This window comes from Embleya sp. NPDC020630 (assembly GCF_044334985.1).
Lineage (GTDB): Bacteria > Actinomycetota > Actinomycetes > Streptomycetales > Streptomycetaceae > Embleya.
Genome location: NZ_JBIRUB010000009.1, coordinates 323,623 through 338,028, shown reverse-complemented (window position 1 = coordinate 338,028; position 14,406 = coordinate 323,623). Strand labels below are relative to the sequence as shown.

Below are 14,406 nucleotides of genomic sequence, written 5' to 3'. Positions count from 1 at the left end.
GGGTGTTGCTCATGCGTGGCTGCGTGGCTCAGGCGTGGCTCATGACACCGGGACCGCCGAGGTGATCGGCTCCCCTCCGATCATCTGGCGAACGGCTTCGGCGGCACGCGTGCGCAGTTCCGTGAGGGAGGAGGAGGAGTAGAACGCCGCATGGGGGCTGATCAGGGCCCTGGGGTGGTTCCGCAGCCAGTGGGGGATCTCCGGCTCACCGTCGACGACGTCCAGGCCCACCCGCGCGGGTCGCTCCTCGGCCAGCGCGCCTTCCAGGGCCGAGAGGTCGATCAGCCCGCCGCGAGCGGTGTTGATCAGGACGGACCGTTGCCGCATGCGGTGCAGTCGGTCGGCGTTCAGCATATGGCGGGTGTCCGCGGTCAGCGGTACGTGCAGGCTGACGACGTCGGATTCGGCGAGCAGTCGGTCCAGGTCGTGGCGCCGCTCCACGGCGAGCGCCTTCTCGATCCCGGGATGGTTGTACGGGTCGAAGAACACGACCCGGAGCCCGAACGCCTCGGCCCGCCGGGCCACCGCGAGCCCGATGCGTCCGAGACCCACCACTCCCCAGACCAGTCCCCGCAGCCGTCGTGGGTCGCCGATGGCCCGCCAGTCCCATCCGCCGTTCGCCACATGGTCGCGCAGCTCGCCGAGGCGTCGTTCCAGGGCGAGGAAGAGCGCCAGCGTGTGGTCGGCGACCTCCTCGGTTCCGTAGTGGGGAACGTGGTAGACGGGGACGCCGTGTGCCCGGGCGGCGTCGACGTCGACGTGGTCGTAGCCGACGCTGGCGCAGACCACGGCCCTGCAGCCGGCGGATTTCTCGAAGAACTCGGCGTCCAGGGCGACCCGGTGCCACAGGATGACGTAGTCGGCATCCATGTCGAAGAGCAGGTCGCGTCGATGCGCCGGTACGATCAGCGGCCGCACGTCGGCGTGTGGGCCGATGACCTCCCCTTCCGATTCGGCGCCCTCGGCGTATCCCGCCCCCGGAGCGTCCAGCACCACGACCGACGGCCGGGGCTCCGTGCCGGGCGAGGGTTGCCGTCGAGGATCGACGCTGCGATGAGTCGTCAATCTTCAGCCTTTCTCCGTAGTCGGATGGGGCATGAGCAGTAATTGAATCCACACGGCGCGTGATGGACCAGCTGTTTTTCGGCCTTGTGCCCCTTCGCTTCATACAGGGCGTTTGTGCGATTGCTCCGGTACGGATGGCCGATACCCGACCCCCGGCGTGACGGGTGGGATCGCGACCCGGGGCCGATCTGCGCCGACCGTCACACAGCGTGACAGTGTCACGGATCGCCCCGCACCGATGAGTTCCGCCGACGTTTCCGGTCCACACCTCAGAGCAGCTTCATCCGACCCGGGAGGAACCATGACCGACCAGAACACCGGCGCCCTGCCTCCGGTCGTCGAGCAGCACGAGTGGCAGGCCGCGCTCGACGACCTGCGGGCGCGGGAGAAGGCCGCCACCCGCGAACTCGACGCCATCGCCGCACAGCGCCGCAGGCTGCCGATGGTCGAGCTCCCGGACTACACGCTGATCGGTCAGCACGGCCCGATCCGGCTGGTCGACGTCTTCGACGGGCGCTCCCAGCTCATCACCTACCACCACATGTGGTCCGAGGGCGCAAAGTGGCAGTGCGGCGGCTGTACCGGACTGACGTCGCAGTATGTGCGGCTCGACTTCCTCGCCAACTACGACGCCCGCTTCGTCATCGTGACCAACGGGCCCATCGACGAAGCGCTCGCCTATCGGGCCAAGGTCGGCAACATGATGGACTGGTACTCGTCGGCGGAAAGCTCGTTCGGCGCCGACGTGGGCGCGCCGCCCGGTGGGGGCTTCGCGGTGAACGTGTTCCTCCGCGACGGCGACACGGTCTACCGCACCTGGCACACCGCCGGTCGCGGTACCGAACAACTCAGCCACACGTTCCCGTTGATCGACATCCTGCCGTGGGGTCGGCAGGAGGAATGGCAGGATTCGCCCGAGGGTTGGCCGAAGTCGCCCACCTACTCCAAGTGGCTCGGCTCGCCCGATGTCGCCCGGCTGTACGGCCCGAACCCGGATGCCGACAGGGAACGGCGATGAAGCCGGCACACGCCGCTCGCCTGCCGATCAACGGTCTGAGCCTCTATCACGAAGTGCACGGCGAACCCGACGCGTCGGCGACGCCTCCGTTGTTGCTCGTCCCCGGCGGGTTCATGGGCACCGAGACGATGGCGCCGTGGGTGTCGGCCTTCGCCGATCGGCGCACCGTGGTCGTCTTCGATCAGCAGGGCCACGGCCGCACCCCGGATACCTCGCGCGCGATGTCGTACGAGCAATTCGCCGACGACGCCGGGCGTTGCTGCGGGCGCTGAAGGTCGAGCGCGCGGATGTGCCGGGCTACTCGCAGGGCGGCGGGGTCGCGCTGCAACTGGCCCTCCGGCACCCGGCGCTCGTCGGGAAATCGGTCTCGCTGTCGGCCACCTGTCGCCAAAACGGCTGGTACCCGTCGGTGTCGAAGGCCATCGAGGGCCTCGGCGCCTCGGCGTTTGCCGGTACGCCCGTCGAGCGGGCATGTCGCGAACATACGCCGGACGCCGCGGCGTTCGACGCCTACGTCGCCAAGATGAAGGTCCTGGGCATCGACGACCAGCACATCACCGACGCGCAGATGCGCTCGATCGCCGCGCTGGGTTGATACCCCGACTGCGGCAATCCGACGGCGACCCGGGCGGCGCGACCCCGTTCGGGCGTCCCGCCGAGATCCGCATCCGTACCCCCGGGTCGCATCCCGCCGACGTGCTCGGTGCGTTCGCCCCTCGGGGCGACGACGGGGACGACGGGGACGATGAGGACGATGAGGACGATGGGGGCGGTGACGGCGACGGGCACGCCGGTGACATCGTCGTAATCGTCGACCAGTTCGAGGAGATCTGCACGCTCTGCCGGTACCGGGCCGAACGCACCGAGTTCCTGAACGGCCGGACCGCGGCCGTGCGCCGGCCCGAGGGCGGGGTGCGCGTCGTCATCGCGGTGCGCGCCGACTTCTGCCCGACAGACCCGGCGGGCCACGCTCCTGAACACCGCCGGCGCCACGATCTCGCTGACCTTCAGTCCCGACGGCCGCGTCCTGGCCACGGCCAACGCGGACACGTCCGTGATGATCTGGGACGTCGCCGACCACACCCGTCCGGCCGCCCTGACGGGTCACACCGGACAGGTCCGCGCCGTGGCCTTCGGGCCCGACGGTCACACCCTGGCCAGCGGCGGCGGCGACCGCGTCGTCCGCCTGTGGGACACCGACCCCACCCGCACGGCGACCGACCTGTGCGCCACGCTCGCCCGCGACCTGACCCGGGAGGAATGGCGGCAGCTGGTCCCGGGGCGGTCCTACCGACGCACGTGCGGGACGGGGCGATCCTGATCCGGTGGCGAGCGTGGTGTGCCGTTCCGCGTCACCGGGGCTGCGGACTCCATTCGAAGAGCAGGATGGTCGCGTCGTCGCGCAGCGAGTTGCGCTGGTAGTCGAGGATGGCGTGGATGAGCAGCCGCAACACCTCTTCCGGGCGCTGCCCCGCGGAGGAGGAGCTGATGATGAAGTCGGTGAACCGGTCGAGGCCGAACTCCGCGCCGTTCGCGTCGCGGGCCTCCACGACGCCGTCGGTGTAGAGCAGGACACAATCGCCCGGTTCCAAGGTCGCCTCGTGCACCTGTCGGGCCGCCGGGGCGAGCGAACCGGCCAGGCCGATCGGCGGTTGCGGGGGCCGGTCCAGCACCCCGGGGAGCACCCGCTCGGCACGGATCAGCAGCGGCGGAGGATGACCACAATTGACCCAGTGCAGCACTCCGGTCTCCGCGTCGAGCCGACACAGCACGCCGGTGCAGAAGTGGTCGGGCAGCCATTGGGCGAGCGCCCGGTCGACGGAGCCGACGATGTCGGGCAGCTCGGCCCCGTTTCGGCGGGCGTTGCGTGCCGCCGCCATGGCGACCGATGAGGTCAGTCCGGCGGTCAGATCGTGACCCATGGCGTCCAGGATCATGGTGTGCAGGATGTTCTTGACCACTGAATGGTCGAAGGCGTCGCCCGCGATGTCGTACGCCGGTTCCAGGACCGCGGTCGACACGCACCGCCTGCTGCCGATCGTGCGCGGGGGCAGGAAGGCCCGCAACATCTCGGCGGGCGCCCCCATGGACTCGGTGCGGGTACGGGCGGCGAGCCAGTCGCTGTAGGCCCGCTTGGAGGTGATCAGCATGGCGAGCAGATGGGCCAGCATCCGGCTGCGGCGCATGCGCACCGCGTCGAGCGCGGCGGTCCGCACCCCCAGTACGCCCAGCCGCTCCGCGCCGTCGACCAGGGGCATCCACAGGATCAGGCCGTCGTCGACCTCGGCCACCCGGGGGGAGACCGTGCGGTACGCCCATCCGGCCGACGTGCCGTCCACCCGCAACGACTCCGCGGCCTCGTCGAGTGGCACGAGCAGACGCTGCTGCAGGTCGGCGAGGTAGATCGACGCGGTGTCCAGGCCGAGGAGGTCGGCACACCGATTGGCCAGCGCGGGCAGCTCGACCGGCAGTGCGGTCTGCGCCTCGATGAGCAGCTTTTCCAGGCGATTCTCGTCGACGGCGTCGTCGGGAACGGAGAACACGCGCGGTGTGTCCGACACGAGGACCACCCCTTCCTCGCCCAGTCTCACACCGATCCCACTCAGGGGCATTCAGCTCTATATATTACTTATTCGGCATATGAGGATTTTGGCACCTTCGGGGTATCTTGCGGTTGCAAAACCGCGGAGCACCCTGGAGGAAACGCAGTGTCCGACTCACCGCAGCACCGCATCTTCGCCATGTTGGATGTCGACGGCGACGGCGCCATCACCCACGAGGAATACCTTTCACGGGTGGACCGCGTGGCCTCCGCCGTCGGCCGCGATGCCGACCATCCGATCGTGGCGGCGTCGCGGACCGCTCACGAGGCGGTCTTCCAGGACATGGACGCCGACCGCGACGGGCGCGTCACATTCGAGGAATACCGCACGTGGGTCGGGCACGACGCGTTCGAACGCTCCTGCCGGCCCGCGCTGGGCTCCCTGTTCGACATCGCCGACGCCGACGCCGACGGACGCCTTGACCGCGCCGAGTTCATCCGCCTGCGTACGGCCGGGGGCAACGCCGAATCCGACGCCGCCGCGGCATTCGACGCCCTCGACACCGACGGCGACGGACTGGTCGACCGCGATGCCTACCTGGCGGGCATCAGGAGCTTCGTGACCAACGCGAACTCCCCCATGGCCGCGGCCTACGGCGCCGCACAGCCGGTGCCGGGCCGTTTCTGATCCGCCGGCCGGCGAGGTCGGTCAGGACGACTGGACCTCGTCGAACAGGGTGATGGCGTCGGCGGGGTTCGGGCTCACGAGGCGGTCCAGACCGGCCGTCGTGATCTTCGCCCACCTGGCGGCCCGTACCCACATCCGCTCCTCGAAGGTGCGCACGGCCTCGTCCGGATCCCCGGAGCCGGTGGCGATGGACTCGGCGAGTTCGGCGCCGTCCAGCATCGCGAGGTTCGCGCCCGCCCCCAATGGCGGCATCAGATGTGCGGCGTCGCCCAGGAGCGTCACCCCGCCGACGTGGGTCCAGGTGTGCGACTCGGGCAGCACGTGGAGCGGGCGGCGGACGAAATCGGCGCCGTGGCGGAGGAGGTCGAGTACGGAAGGGGCCCAGCCGTCGAACAGGGCCAACAGGCTTGATCGCACGGCCTCGACGTCGGCCGGCTCCTGGTTCGTGTGCCGATCCAGCGGCACGCGGAACTGGGCGTACACCTTGACGTGGCCGCCGCTGTTGCGTTGGGCGACAAGACCTCGGTTCACGCCGTACACGGCCATGGAGCCGTCGCCGATCATCCGCGCCAGGTCGGGGTAGCGGGTGTCGACGTCGTCGAGGGAGGTCTCGACCATGGTGACGCCGGTGTAGTGCGGCGTCACCGACGAGACCGCCGGGCGGACCCGGGACCAGGCACCGTCCGCGCCGATCACGAGGTCGAACGTCTCCTGACGCCCGTCCGCGAAGTGGACCAGTACGCCGTCCCGGGCCCCCGGCACCACCTCCGTCACGCCGCTCCCCCACCGGACGTCGAGAGGGCCGAGCAGCAGGTCGCGGAGTTGCCCGCGGTCGATTTCGGGATTGGCCCGGTCGTCCGGACGGGGTCGCCAGTCGCGCAGGACCGCCCCGCCCGGGTCCAGGATGCGCATGGCCTGCCCCTCGGGACGAGACAGCGCCCGAAACTCCGCCGCCAACCCGGCCCTGTCCAGCGCGAGTTGGCCCATCCCCTCACGCAGGTCCAGCGTGCCGCCCGGGGGGCGCGCGTCGGGGGCGGGATCACGTTCGAGGATGGTGACGGGGTGTCCATGGCGATACATGACGCGGGCGAAGGTAAGGCCGGCGGGACCGCTCCCGACTACGGCGATGCGGTGTCTCATGTCGATACACTGTATTGCCGGCTACAGTGCATCGCAACGGTGTGCGTGACGCGAGCGTGAACTCACGGGCAGCACCCGGCTTCGTCGGCTATCCGTGGAAGGGCCGGCCTCATGCCGATGCCGCGCGCCACACAGCACCCGCGCCCATCGCCGCCACGTGCTCGTCGACGGCGAGCGGGAGCGGTTCCGGGGCGGTATAGCCGCCCGGCTCGAAGAGCGCGACCGACAACTTCCAGGCACTCCACGCGAACAGCGAACCGAACGCGACGAAGCCCGACCCGAGGGGAGGCCACACCGGCAGCCGGCCCAAGCCGCCGCGGTCGAACAGGGCGTGAGGCAGCGGAACATGGGATGATCACCGAATGATCACAGCGTGGCGCGCGTGGAGTTACGGCCTGCTCGTGTCGGCGGTCGTGGTGGGTATGAGCGGATGCGGCGACACGTCGGGGTCGACCACACACGCCGGCAAGGGCGGATCGATGTCCGTGCCGACGGCCCAGGAAAGCACCGGACCCTCGTCCGCACCGACGAAGCCGACCACGCCGGCCCCGCCTGCCGATTGCCCGGAGTCCGGAGTGCGGCTCACGGCCGAGGAGCCCGACGCGGCAATGGGACTGAGGGCAATGACCCTGACGATGGCCAACTGCGGCAACGCACCCCGCACCGTGACCGGATACCCGAGCCTCCGGGTCCTGGACGCCCACCGAGCCGGGCTCAGCGTCGAAATCGACCCGGGGGCAGCGTCGATCACCACCATGGAAAGCCTCCAGGCCAAGCCCCGATCAGTAACGCTGCACCCCGGCGAGCAGGCGGTGTCCGTGGTCGTCTGGCGCAACACCGTCACGGCAGGTTCCAGTCAAAACGCCCTCTACCTCGACGTCGAGCCACTCCCCGGCCAAGCCCGCCAACAAATACCGGTCCCAGGCGGAATCGACCTCGGCACCACAGCCCGCCTGGGCATCGGCCCCTGGCACACCCCCACTTGACCCACCCATGGAAACGACCACGACCGACCTGGCCCTGATCGCGGGCGGTCGTGTCAGTGGTGTCGGGTTGCCGAGGTGCGGGCTGTTTGGGGGAATTCGGTGGTTTGGTTGCCCAGGGTAAGGAGGCGGTATGTGTAGCGGGCTGCGCTTTCCAGGTTTTGGGCTTTGCGTAGGGCGTCCTGGGGGGATGTGCCGACCGTGGAGCAGCCGTGGTGGGCCAGGATTACGCAGTCGCTGTGGCGGGTCGCGGTTGCTGCGGCTTCGGCCAGTTCGCGGGAGCCGTTGGGGTGGAACGGCACACGTTCGATCACGGGGGCGTACGCGATGTGATCGAGGGTGAGTTGGCGGATGCGCTCGCCCAAGGCGTCGACGAGCACCGCGTATTCGGGGTGTACGTGCACCACCGCCTCGACGTCGGGTCGGGCCAGGTAGGTGTGTTGGTGCAGGCGCCATTCGCTGGACGGTGCCGCCGAACCCGCGCCGCCCGCGAGCGGCTCGCCGTCGAGGCGCACGATCGCGAAGTCCCGTGCGGTCAGCCGGTCCAGCCGGCTGCCGGCAGCCGTCACCGCGAAGGTGTCGGTGCCGGGCAGCCGGGCGGACAGGTTGCCGCCGCTGGCCAAGACGAGCCCGCTGTCCACGCACTGCCGGCCGGCGTCGACCAGGGCCGCGAGGATGTGCTCCGCCGTCATCGGGCGCCCGACAGCGCGGATGCCGCCTCGGCGACACGCGCCGGGGTCAGCGTGGCCCGGTCCACGAGCAGGGTTCGGGACAGCCGCAACATCGCGGCGCCGACGACTGCGTACCGATCGTCGTCCAGCGTCTCCAGGTCGCTGACCTTGGCCAGCCCCACGGTACGCCGCGCCGCCTCGCAGCCCGCGAAGCCGAACGCGTCGGCGAGGATGGCCGGCAGCCGCCCGTCGAGGTAGGCGTCCGGGTAGCGCTCCGGCGCGCGCCGCCCCGGCCAGTGTCCGCGCAGCCGTGCCGTGAACGCGTCCCAGCTCGTCGTGAGTGTCCCGAACAGGGCCTCGGCACGCTCCTGTTCGCCCAGCGCGGCGGCCCGGGTGCCCGCGAAGAGCAGGTTGGCCCACAACATGCCGAGGTCGAACCCGATCGGCCCGTAACACGCGAACTCGGGGTCGAACGCCCGCACCGACAGGTCGCCGTCTCGCGCGTTGCCGCGAACGAAGACGCTGCCGGTGTGCAGGTCGCCGTGCAGCAGGGTTTCCTGCGTGGTGAGGAACGTGTGTTTCATCGCCATCGCGGCGGCCGACCACGCCCGATCCGCCCGCAGTTCGGCGTAGAGCGCGTCGAGCGCCGGGCGTACCGAGTTGCGTTCGGCGCCCAGGAAGGGCTCGGTGAACACGAGATCCTCGGTGATCTCGCACAGTTCCGGATTGATCGCGGCGGCGGCGCGGGCACGGAACTCGGCCTCGGTGAGGCTGCCGACCGAGGTGCCGAACGCGACGTCGGCGAGATATTCGGCGAGTCGTTCGGCGACGCCCTCGTGTGCTCCGCCGGCATTGAGCCGGGTGCGGAACACCTCGTGGTCGGACAGGTCTTCGAGCGCGAGCACAAACCCGTCGGAGTCGAAGTCGAGGAGACCGCAGACGTGTTCGGACAGTGCGCCGTGGATCCGCAGGGCGGCCGCCTCCCGCACCGCGCGCTGTTCGGTCATCGGCCATTCCGGGCCGACGAGGCGTACATACGGCAGCGCCTGCTTGAGCACCAGCCGTCGGCCCGCCGCGTCGGCGCAGACGAAGACGAGGTTGAGGTTGCCGTCGCCGACCTCGGCGACGGTGAGCGTCGTCGGGTCGATCAGGTCGCGCAGCGTGGCGCGTTCGGCGATGTAGGCGGGGACCTCGGCGGAGGTCAGGATCCGGTCAGCCATGGGTGCGCTCCGCGATCGCCGGTGCGATGGTGGGGACTTCGGGGTCGGCTCCGACCCGAGAGTCGGAGCCGGGTGTCGCCGCGGCGGCCCGGCGGCGCCGGCCGCGGCGCAGCGAGAAGGACATCAACAGGGCGAAGATGAGGACGAGCCCCTTGATCAGGTCCTGGGTGTAGTAGGGCAGTCCGCGCATGGTCAGGCCCTGGAGGATCAGCCCGATGAACACCGCGCCGACGAACGTGCCGAGCGCGTTGGGCTTCTTGGCGCCCAGGACCGCGTAGCCGACCAGGGTCATGGCGACCGCGTCCAGCAGCGAGGAGTCGCCCGCGGTGACGTCGCCCTGTCGCAGGCGCGAGGCGAGGATGATGCCGGCGGTCGCGGCGAGTACGCCCGAGATGGCGTAGGCGGCGAACTTGTAGCGCTTGACCCGGGTGCCGGCCAGGCGCGCGGCCTCCTCGTTGCCGCCGACGGCGTAGAACACCCGTCCGTGGCGGGTGCGTTGCAGGAAGACCCACAACAGCAGGGCGATGACGAGGAAGAGGTAGACGGAGTAGGGGATGCCGAACAGCTTGTCGCCGTCGATGGCGGTGAAGTCGTCGGTGAACCTGCCCTTGACCACGGTGCCGTCGCCGAGCTTCATGCCGGTGGTCAGGGTCTGGCCGTCGACGAGCCAGCGTTTGAGGCCCTGGATGGTGAACATGGTGCCGAGGGTGGCGAGCAGCGGCGGGATGTTCAGGAACACGATGAGGGTGGCGTTGACACATCCGACGAGCAGGCCGACCAGGAGGCAGATGGCGATCGCGCTCGGGCCGGTGAGTTCGTAGTGGATCATCGCCTCGGCGGCCACCGTGACCGACAGGCCGGTGACCGCGCCGACCGACAGGTCGAGGTCGCCGACGATGGCGGTCAGCGTCATCCCGAGCGCGGCGATCGCCGCGACCGCCTGGATCTGCAGGATCGACACCGTGTTGTCCCAGGTGCCGAAGCCCGTCGTGGTGGCGGAGAACGCGATGTAGAGGGTGACGCCCACGAGGATGATCCCGTAGCGGACCACGAAGTCGCCGAGCGCGGCCGGGAACGCGGCCGGAAGTGGGGTCCGCCGCGCGGTCGATGTCGAGTCGCGCAGATTCATGCGTGGCTTTCCTTTCCGGCTGCGCTCGGCGCTGCCTCCGAGGGCGGTGGTGACGGGGTACGGCGTACGCTCATCGCCGCGATGAGGCGTTCGCGGCCGGCGTCGCTCAGGGCGAGGTCGGCGGTGATCCGGCCGCGGTCGAGCACCACGATGCGGTCGCCGACCTCGAGGGCCTCGTCCACGTCGGAGGTGGCGACCAGGACCGCGGCGGTGGCGGCGAGTTCGCGCACGGTGGCGCCGATGTCGTGTCGGGCGTTGATGTCGACGCCGCGGAACGGTTCGTCGAGCAGCAGTACTCGCGGTTCGCCGAGCAGCCAGCGGCCGATGACCACCTTCTGCTGGTTTCCGCCGGACAGGGTCTCGATCGGCGCGTCGGGTCCGGCGGCCACCACACCCAGGTCGTGCATCATCGTCGCGGTGGCCCGGCGTTCGGCGCCGGTGCGCATCAGGGTGCCCCGGGTGAAGGTGCTCACGAAGGGCAGGGTGAGTTGGGAACGGATCGGCCAGCCGGGGATGATCGCCTGTTCGTGCCGGGATTCGGGGACGAGGTAGACCCCGCGTTTGATCGCGGCGCCGGGATACCCGGGGTCGAAGGGGCGACCGTCGAGGGTTCGCCGGCCCGCGCCGATCGACGTGGCCCCGAAGATCCATTCGAGCAGTTCGGTCTTGCCGCTGCCGAGCAGACCGAGCAGCACGGTGACATGGCCGCGGTGCAGTTCCAGGTCGAGGGGGTGCGGGTCGTCTTCGTGCAGGCGCACCCCTTCGAGCGCCAATACCGGCTCCCCCGGCGGGAGTTCGGCACGCTCGGACTCGGCGGGGGTGCGGTCGAACAGGGCGGTCAGTACGGTCGTCCAGTCGAACCCCCGCCCGGGTATGGGCTCGAACTCGCCCTGCATGGCCCCGTCGCGCAGGACGCCGACGCGGTCGCACAGTTGGTCGATCTCGGCGAGTTTGTGGGTGACGAACAGGACGGTCATGCCGTCCGCGGCGAGCGCGCGCACCAGGTCGAACAGGCGCGCGCTCTCCTCCGCGGACAACGCCGAGGTGGGCTCGTCCAGGATCAGCAGCCTGGGTTTGCGGGACAACGCTCGGGCCAGGACCAGGAGTTGCCGCTCGGAGACGCCCACGTCGCGCACCGGCGAGCGCAACGTCTGCCGGTCGAAGCGCAGGCCCAGGGTGGCCGCGACCTCGACGGCCTGGGCCTCGGTCCGGCGCCGGCTGAACAGGATGGGCGAGGATCGGTCGCCGAGCCGGTCCAGGGCCAGGTTCTCCGCGACGGTCATGTCGAGGATCACCCCGTCGTTGGGGTTCTGGTGCACGGTGCCGATGCCGCTGCGCTGGGCGGCGAGCGGGTCGGGGAAGACCACGACCTCGCCGTCGCGCAGGATCTCGCCGCCGTCCGGGGATTCCGCGCCCGAGAGAATCTTGATGAGCGTGGACTTGCCCGCGCCGTTGGCGCCCATCAGGCCGTAGATGTCACCCGCGCCGATGCGGAGGCCGACCCCGCGCAGCACCCGGTTCGGGCCATAGCTCTTCGAGATGTCCCGCACTTCGAGAACGGTGTCCCGGTGGCGGTCTCGGCGGTCGCGGTCTTCGCGTCGGTCGTCTTGTCGGGGCTGCACGGGGCCTCCTTTCCGGTTTTCGACCGAGGGTGGGTCAGGCGCCCGGCCGGATCGGGGTGATCCACGGCGCCCCGAGCACGTCGGGGGTGGCCAGTTCGGGCAGCGCCTTGCGCAGCGTGTCCATGTTCGTCACGCCGTTCGCCTTGAGCGTGTCCTGGGTGATCAGCGTCGCGGGGATGGTCATCTTCTGCGGCAGGTCGACCTTCCCGGCCGCCGCGATCGAGGCCCGGGCCACGACCGCGCCCACGTTGGCCGGGTCGGTGGCGGCGGTGGCCCGCCACGGGCTGCCGGCCTCGGTCATCAGCTGGATGTCGGCGGTGGAGACGTCCACGCCGTAGACCTTCACCTTGTTCGTCATGCCGTTCTGGCGCAGCGCGATCAGCGTGCCCTTGGCGAGTTCGTCGTAGGCGGCAAACGCGAGCGTGGTGTCCGGGGCGGCGGACAGCGCCGCGGTGCCCTCGGTCGCGGTGTCGGCGGCCACCGACTCGGTGTACTTGCCGAAGCGCGCCTTCTGGGTGAACGTCGGGTTGTCCTTGAGGAACTGCTGGTACACCTTGTCGCGGGAGTCGAGCGGCGCGATGCCGGACACGTTGACGTAGGCGAGCTTGCCGCCCGAGGGGTTGTCCTGCTTCATGTAGCCGAGGATCTTGTCGGCGATCGAGGCGTCGTCCTGCGAGATGTAGGTGGCCTTGCAGTTGGAGATCGCCACGTCGTAGACGACGACCGGGATGCCCTTGGCGATCGCGTCGTCGATCTTGGGGTTGACCGAGTCGGCGAGGCCGTGGTCCACGATGATCACGTCGGGCTTGGCGTTGATGGCCTGGTCGAGTTGGCTGACCTGGGTCGCGTTGTTGCCCCGCGCGTCGTAGACGGTGACGCTGCCGCCGGCGGCCTTGATCTGCTTGGTCGCGCCGTCGCCCCACTGTTCGAAGTAGTCGCCGACGCCGGATTGGCGGACGAGCGCCACCTTGAAGTCGCCCTTGAGTGCGGCGGGCTTGGCGTCGGGCAGTTTGCGCGCGTTGTCGACGGTGCGCTGCGTCGCGCAGTTGCCGGCGCCGCCGGCGGCGCCGGACGCGCCGGGCTGCGCCTTGTTGTCGTCGGTGCTCTGGGAGCAGGCGGCAAGCAGGGACATTCCGACGGCGGCGACCCCGATCACGCGAATGGCCTTGGATCTCATGGTGTTCTCCTCACTCGGTGGTCTCGGCCGCGACCGGCCGGGCCGCAGGGGTGTCAGGCACGGGTGTCGCCGGCGGGCGTGTCGCCCGCCGCGACGTCGATGACGCGCGTGTCGGTGACGATCGCCGTGATCAGGTCGGCGGGTGTCACGTCGAAGGCGGGGTTGAGAGCGGTGGCGTCGGGCGGGGTGACCCGTACACCGTGGAAGAAGCGGACCTCGGCGCCGCCGCGATCCTCGATCTCGATCGCGTCGCCGTTCGGGGTGTCCCGGTCGATCGTGGTCTCGGGCGCGACCACGAGGAACGGCACCCCGGCCCGAGCGGCGGCCAACGCCACCGCGAACGTGCCGATCTTGTTCGCCGTGTCGCCGTTGGCGGCGATCCGGTCGGCCCCCACCAGCACCGCGTCGATGCCGCCTCGGGCCAGCGTGATCGCCGCGGCCGAGTCCACGATCACGTCGTACGACGCGCCCATGCGGCCCAGTTCCCACGCGGTCAGCCGCGCACCCTGGAGCAGCGGCCGCGTCTCGCACGCGATGGCGCGCACCAGTCGGCCGTCGCGGTGCAGCTTCGCCACCACGCCCAGCGCCGTGCCGTGCTCGACGGCGGCGAGCGCGCCGGTGTTGCAGATGGTCAGTACGGTCAGCGCGGGCCGGTCCGGAACCAGCCGCGCCAGCGCGTCGGTACCCCGTTCGGCCATCGCGACGCAGGCCGCGATGTCCGCGTCCCGTACCCGCAGCGCGGCGTCCAGGGCAGCGGGTGGGCCGCCCTGCTCCAGGGCGGCGAGCGCGGTGTCCACGCCGTAGGCGAGGTTGACCGCCGTGGGCCGGGCCTCGCGCAGTTCGGCGATGGCCTGCCGGGCCCGGTCGGCCGGCAGGTTCTGCGCGGCGAGCGCGACGCCCAGGGCGCCGGCCACGCCGAGCGCGGGGGCTCCGCGTACCGCCAGTCGTTGGATCGCGTCCACCAGGACGTCGAGGTCGTGGATGTCGAGTTCGACGAGGCTGTCGGGCAGCAGGGTTTGGTCGACCAGCCTGATGAATCCCCTGCCGGGTTCCCGCTCGGCGTCGTCGGCGGGAATCCAGTCGATCGTGCGCATCCGCCGCGTCTCCGTCTCTTCGTGGGACGACCCGTCGATGCCTCCGGGGGTCGTCCT

At 70.4% G+C, this 14,406-nt stretch carries 16 protein-coding genes and 2 pseudogenes; 8 read left to right on the top strand and 10 right to left on the bottom strand.

The window, feature by feature from the left end; genetic code table 11:
* Positions 1 to 39: 39 nt before the first annotated feature.
* A complete protein-coding gene (locus ACH4XV_RS29515) occupies positions 40 to 1,065 on the bottom strand; it encodes a C-terminal binding protein (RefSeq protein WP_395794978.1) in 1,026 nt (341 codons plus the stop codon).
* A 301-nt stretch (positions 1,066 to 1,366) separates the two neighbouring features.
* On the opposite strand from ACH4XV_RS29515, the gene ACH4XV_RS29510 reads away from it, so the two are divergent.
* From ACH4XV_RS29510 to ACH4XV_RS29485, 6 genes and pseudogenes are all read left to right on the top strand, one after another.
* Positions 1,367 to 2,083, top strand: a complete 717-nt coding sequence (locus ACH4XV_RS29510) for a DUF899 domain-containing protein (RefSeq protein ID WP_395794976.1) — start codon at positions 1,367 to 1,369, stop codon at positions 2,081 to 2,083.
* On the top strand, positions 2,080 to 2,355 hold the full coding sequence (locus ACH4XV_RS29505; RefSeq protein WP_395794974.1) for an alpha/beta fold hydrolase: 276 nt from the start codon (positions 2,080 to 2,082) through the stop codon (positions 2,353 to 2,355). The genes ACH4XV_RS29510 and ACH4XV_RS29505 overlap by 4 nt, the downstream gene beginning before the upstream one ends.
* On the top strand, positions 2,340 to 2,678 hold the full coding sequence (locus ACH4XV_RS29500; protein ID WP_395794972.1) for an alpha/beta fold hydrolase: 339 nt from the start codon (positions 2,340 to 2,342) through the stop codon (positions 2,676 to 2,678). Before ACH4XV_RS29505 ends, ACH4XV_RS29500 begins: the two co-directional genes overlap by 16 nt.
* Positions 2,675 to 2,974, top strand: a pseudogene (locus tag ACH4XV_RS29495) (hypothetical protein); the annotation flags it as partial. The gene ACH4XV_RS29500 and the pseudogene ACH4XV_RS29495, both read left to right, overlap by 4 nt.
* Before the next feature lie 82 nt (positions 2,975 to 3,056).
* Positions 3,057 to 3,119, top strand: a pseudogene (locus tag ACH4XV_RS29490) (hypothetical protein); the annotation flags it as partial.
* 21 nt (positions 3,120 to 3,140) lie between these two features.
* A complete protein-coding gene (locus tag ACH4XV_RS29485) occupies positions 3,141 to 3,404 on the top strand; it encodes a WD40 repeat domain-containing protein (RefSeq protein WP_395795081.1) in 264 nt (87 codons plus the stop codon).
* Positions 3,405 to 3,435: 31 nt separating this feature from the next.
* On the opposite strand, the gene ACH4XV_RS29480 is transcribed toward ACH4XV_RS29485, so the two are convergent.
* The gene (locus ACH4XV_RS29480) at positions 3,436 to 4,695 is read right to left on the bottom strand and encodes a PP2C family protein-serine/threonine phosphatase (RefSeq protein WP_395794970.1); all 1,260 of its coding nucleotides are present in this window, start codon (positions 4,693 to 4,695) and stop codon (positions 3,436 to 3,438) included.
* Between the two features lie 96 nt (positions 4,696 to 4,791).
* Here ACH4XV_RS29480 and ACH4XV_RS29475 point away from each other — a divergent pair, with 96 nt between their 5' ends.
* The gene (locus ACH4XV_RS29475; RefSeq protein WP_395794968.1) at positions 4,792 to 5,313 is read left to right on the top strand and encodes an EF-hand domain-containing protein; all 522 of its coding nucleotides are present in this window, start codon (positions 4,792 to 4,794) and stop codon (positions 5,311 to 5,313) included.
* Between the two features lie 21 nt (positions 5,314 to 5,334).
* On the opposite strand, the gene ACH4XV_RS29470 is transcribed toward ACH4XV_RS29475, so the two are convergent.
* Both ACH4XV_RS29470 and ACH4XV_RS29465 read right to left on the bottom strand, forming a co-directional pair.
* The gene (locus ACH4XV_RS29470; protein ID WP_395794966.1) at positions 5,335 to 6,453 is read right to left on the bottom strand and encodes an FAD-dependent oxidoreductase; all 1,119 of its coding nucleotides are present in this window, start codon (positions 6,451 to 6,453) and stop codon (positions 5,335 to 5,337) included.
* A gap of 109 nt (positions 6,454 to 6,562) precedes the next feature.
* The gene (locus tag ACH4XV_RS29465; RefSeq protein WP_395794964.1) at positions 6,563 to 6,763 is read right to left on the bottom strand and encodes a hypothetical protein; all 201 of its coding nucleotides are present in this window, start codon (positions 6,761 to 6,763) and stop codon (positions 6,563 to 6,565) included.
* 52 nt (positions 6,764 to 6,815) lie between these two features.
* Between ACH4XV_RS29465 and ACH4XV_RS29460 the strand changes: the two genes are divergently transcribed.
* Complete coding sequence (locus tag ACH4XV_RS29460) at positions 6,816 to 7,439, top strand: DUF4232 domain-containing protein (RefSeq protein WP_395794962.1); 624 nt, start codon at positions 6,816 to 6,818, stop codon at positions 7,437 to 7,439.
* Positions 7,440 to 7,492: 53 nt separating this feature from the next.
* On the opposite strand, the gene ACH4XV_RS29455 is transcribed toward ACH4XV_RS29460, so the two are convergent.
* The 6 genes from ACH4XV_RS29455 to mtnA all read right to left on the bottom strand — a co-directional run bounded on the left by ACH4XV_RS29455 (position 7,493) and on the right by mtnA (position 14,349).
* On the bottom strand, positions 7,493 to 8,128 hold the full coding sequence (locus ACH4XV_RS29455; protein WP_395794960.1) for a class II aldolase/adducin family protein: 636 nt from the start codon (positions 8,126 to 8,128) through the stop codon (positions 7,493 to 7,495).
* Positions 8,125 to 9,327, bottom strand: a complete 1,203-nt coding sequence (gene mtnK / locus ACH4XV_RS29450; RefSeq protein WP_395794958.1) for an S-methyl-5-thioribose kinase — start codon at positions 9,325 to 9,327, stop codon at positions 8,125 to 8,127. Before mtnK ends, ACH4XV_RS29455 begins: the two co-directional genes overlap by 4 nt.
* Positions 9,320 to 10,456 (bottom strand): ABC transporter permease, encoded by a 1,137-nt coding sequence (locus ACH4XV_RS29445; protein ID WP_395794956.1) that lies wholly within the window; start codon positions 10,454 to 10,456, stop codon positions 9,320 to 9,322. Before ACH4XV_RS29445 ends, mtnK begins: the two co-directional genes overlap by 8 nt.
* Entirely contained in the window at positions 10,453 to 12,006 is a 1,554-nt protein-coding gene (locus tag ACH4XV_RS29440) for a sugar ABC transporter ATP-binding protein (protein ID WP_395794954.1), read from the bottom strand. The genes ACH4XV_RS29445 and ACH4XV_RS29440 overlap by 4 nt, the downstream gene beginning before the upstream one ends.
* 106 nt (positions 12,007 to 12,112) lie before the next feature.
* Complete coding sequence (locus ACH4XV_RS29435) at positions 12,113 to 13,255, bottom strand: sugar ABC transporter substrate-binding protein (protein ID WP_395794952.1); 1,143 nt, start codon at positions 13,253 to 13,255, stop codon at positions 12,113 to 12,115.
* A 53-nt stretch (positions 13,256 to 13,308) separates the two neighbouring features.
* Positions 13,309 to 14,349: an S-methyl-5-thioribose-1-phosphate isomerase gene (gene mtnA / locus ACH4XV_RS29430; RefSeq protein WP_395794950.1), complete on the bottom strand. Its 1,041-nt coding sequence runs from the start codon at positions 14,347 to 14,349 to the stop codon at positions 13,309 to 13,311.
* Between the last annotated feature and the right edge of the window lie 57 nt (positions 14,350 to 14,406).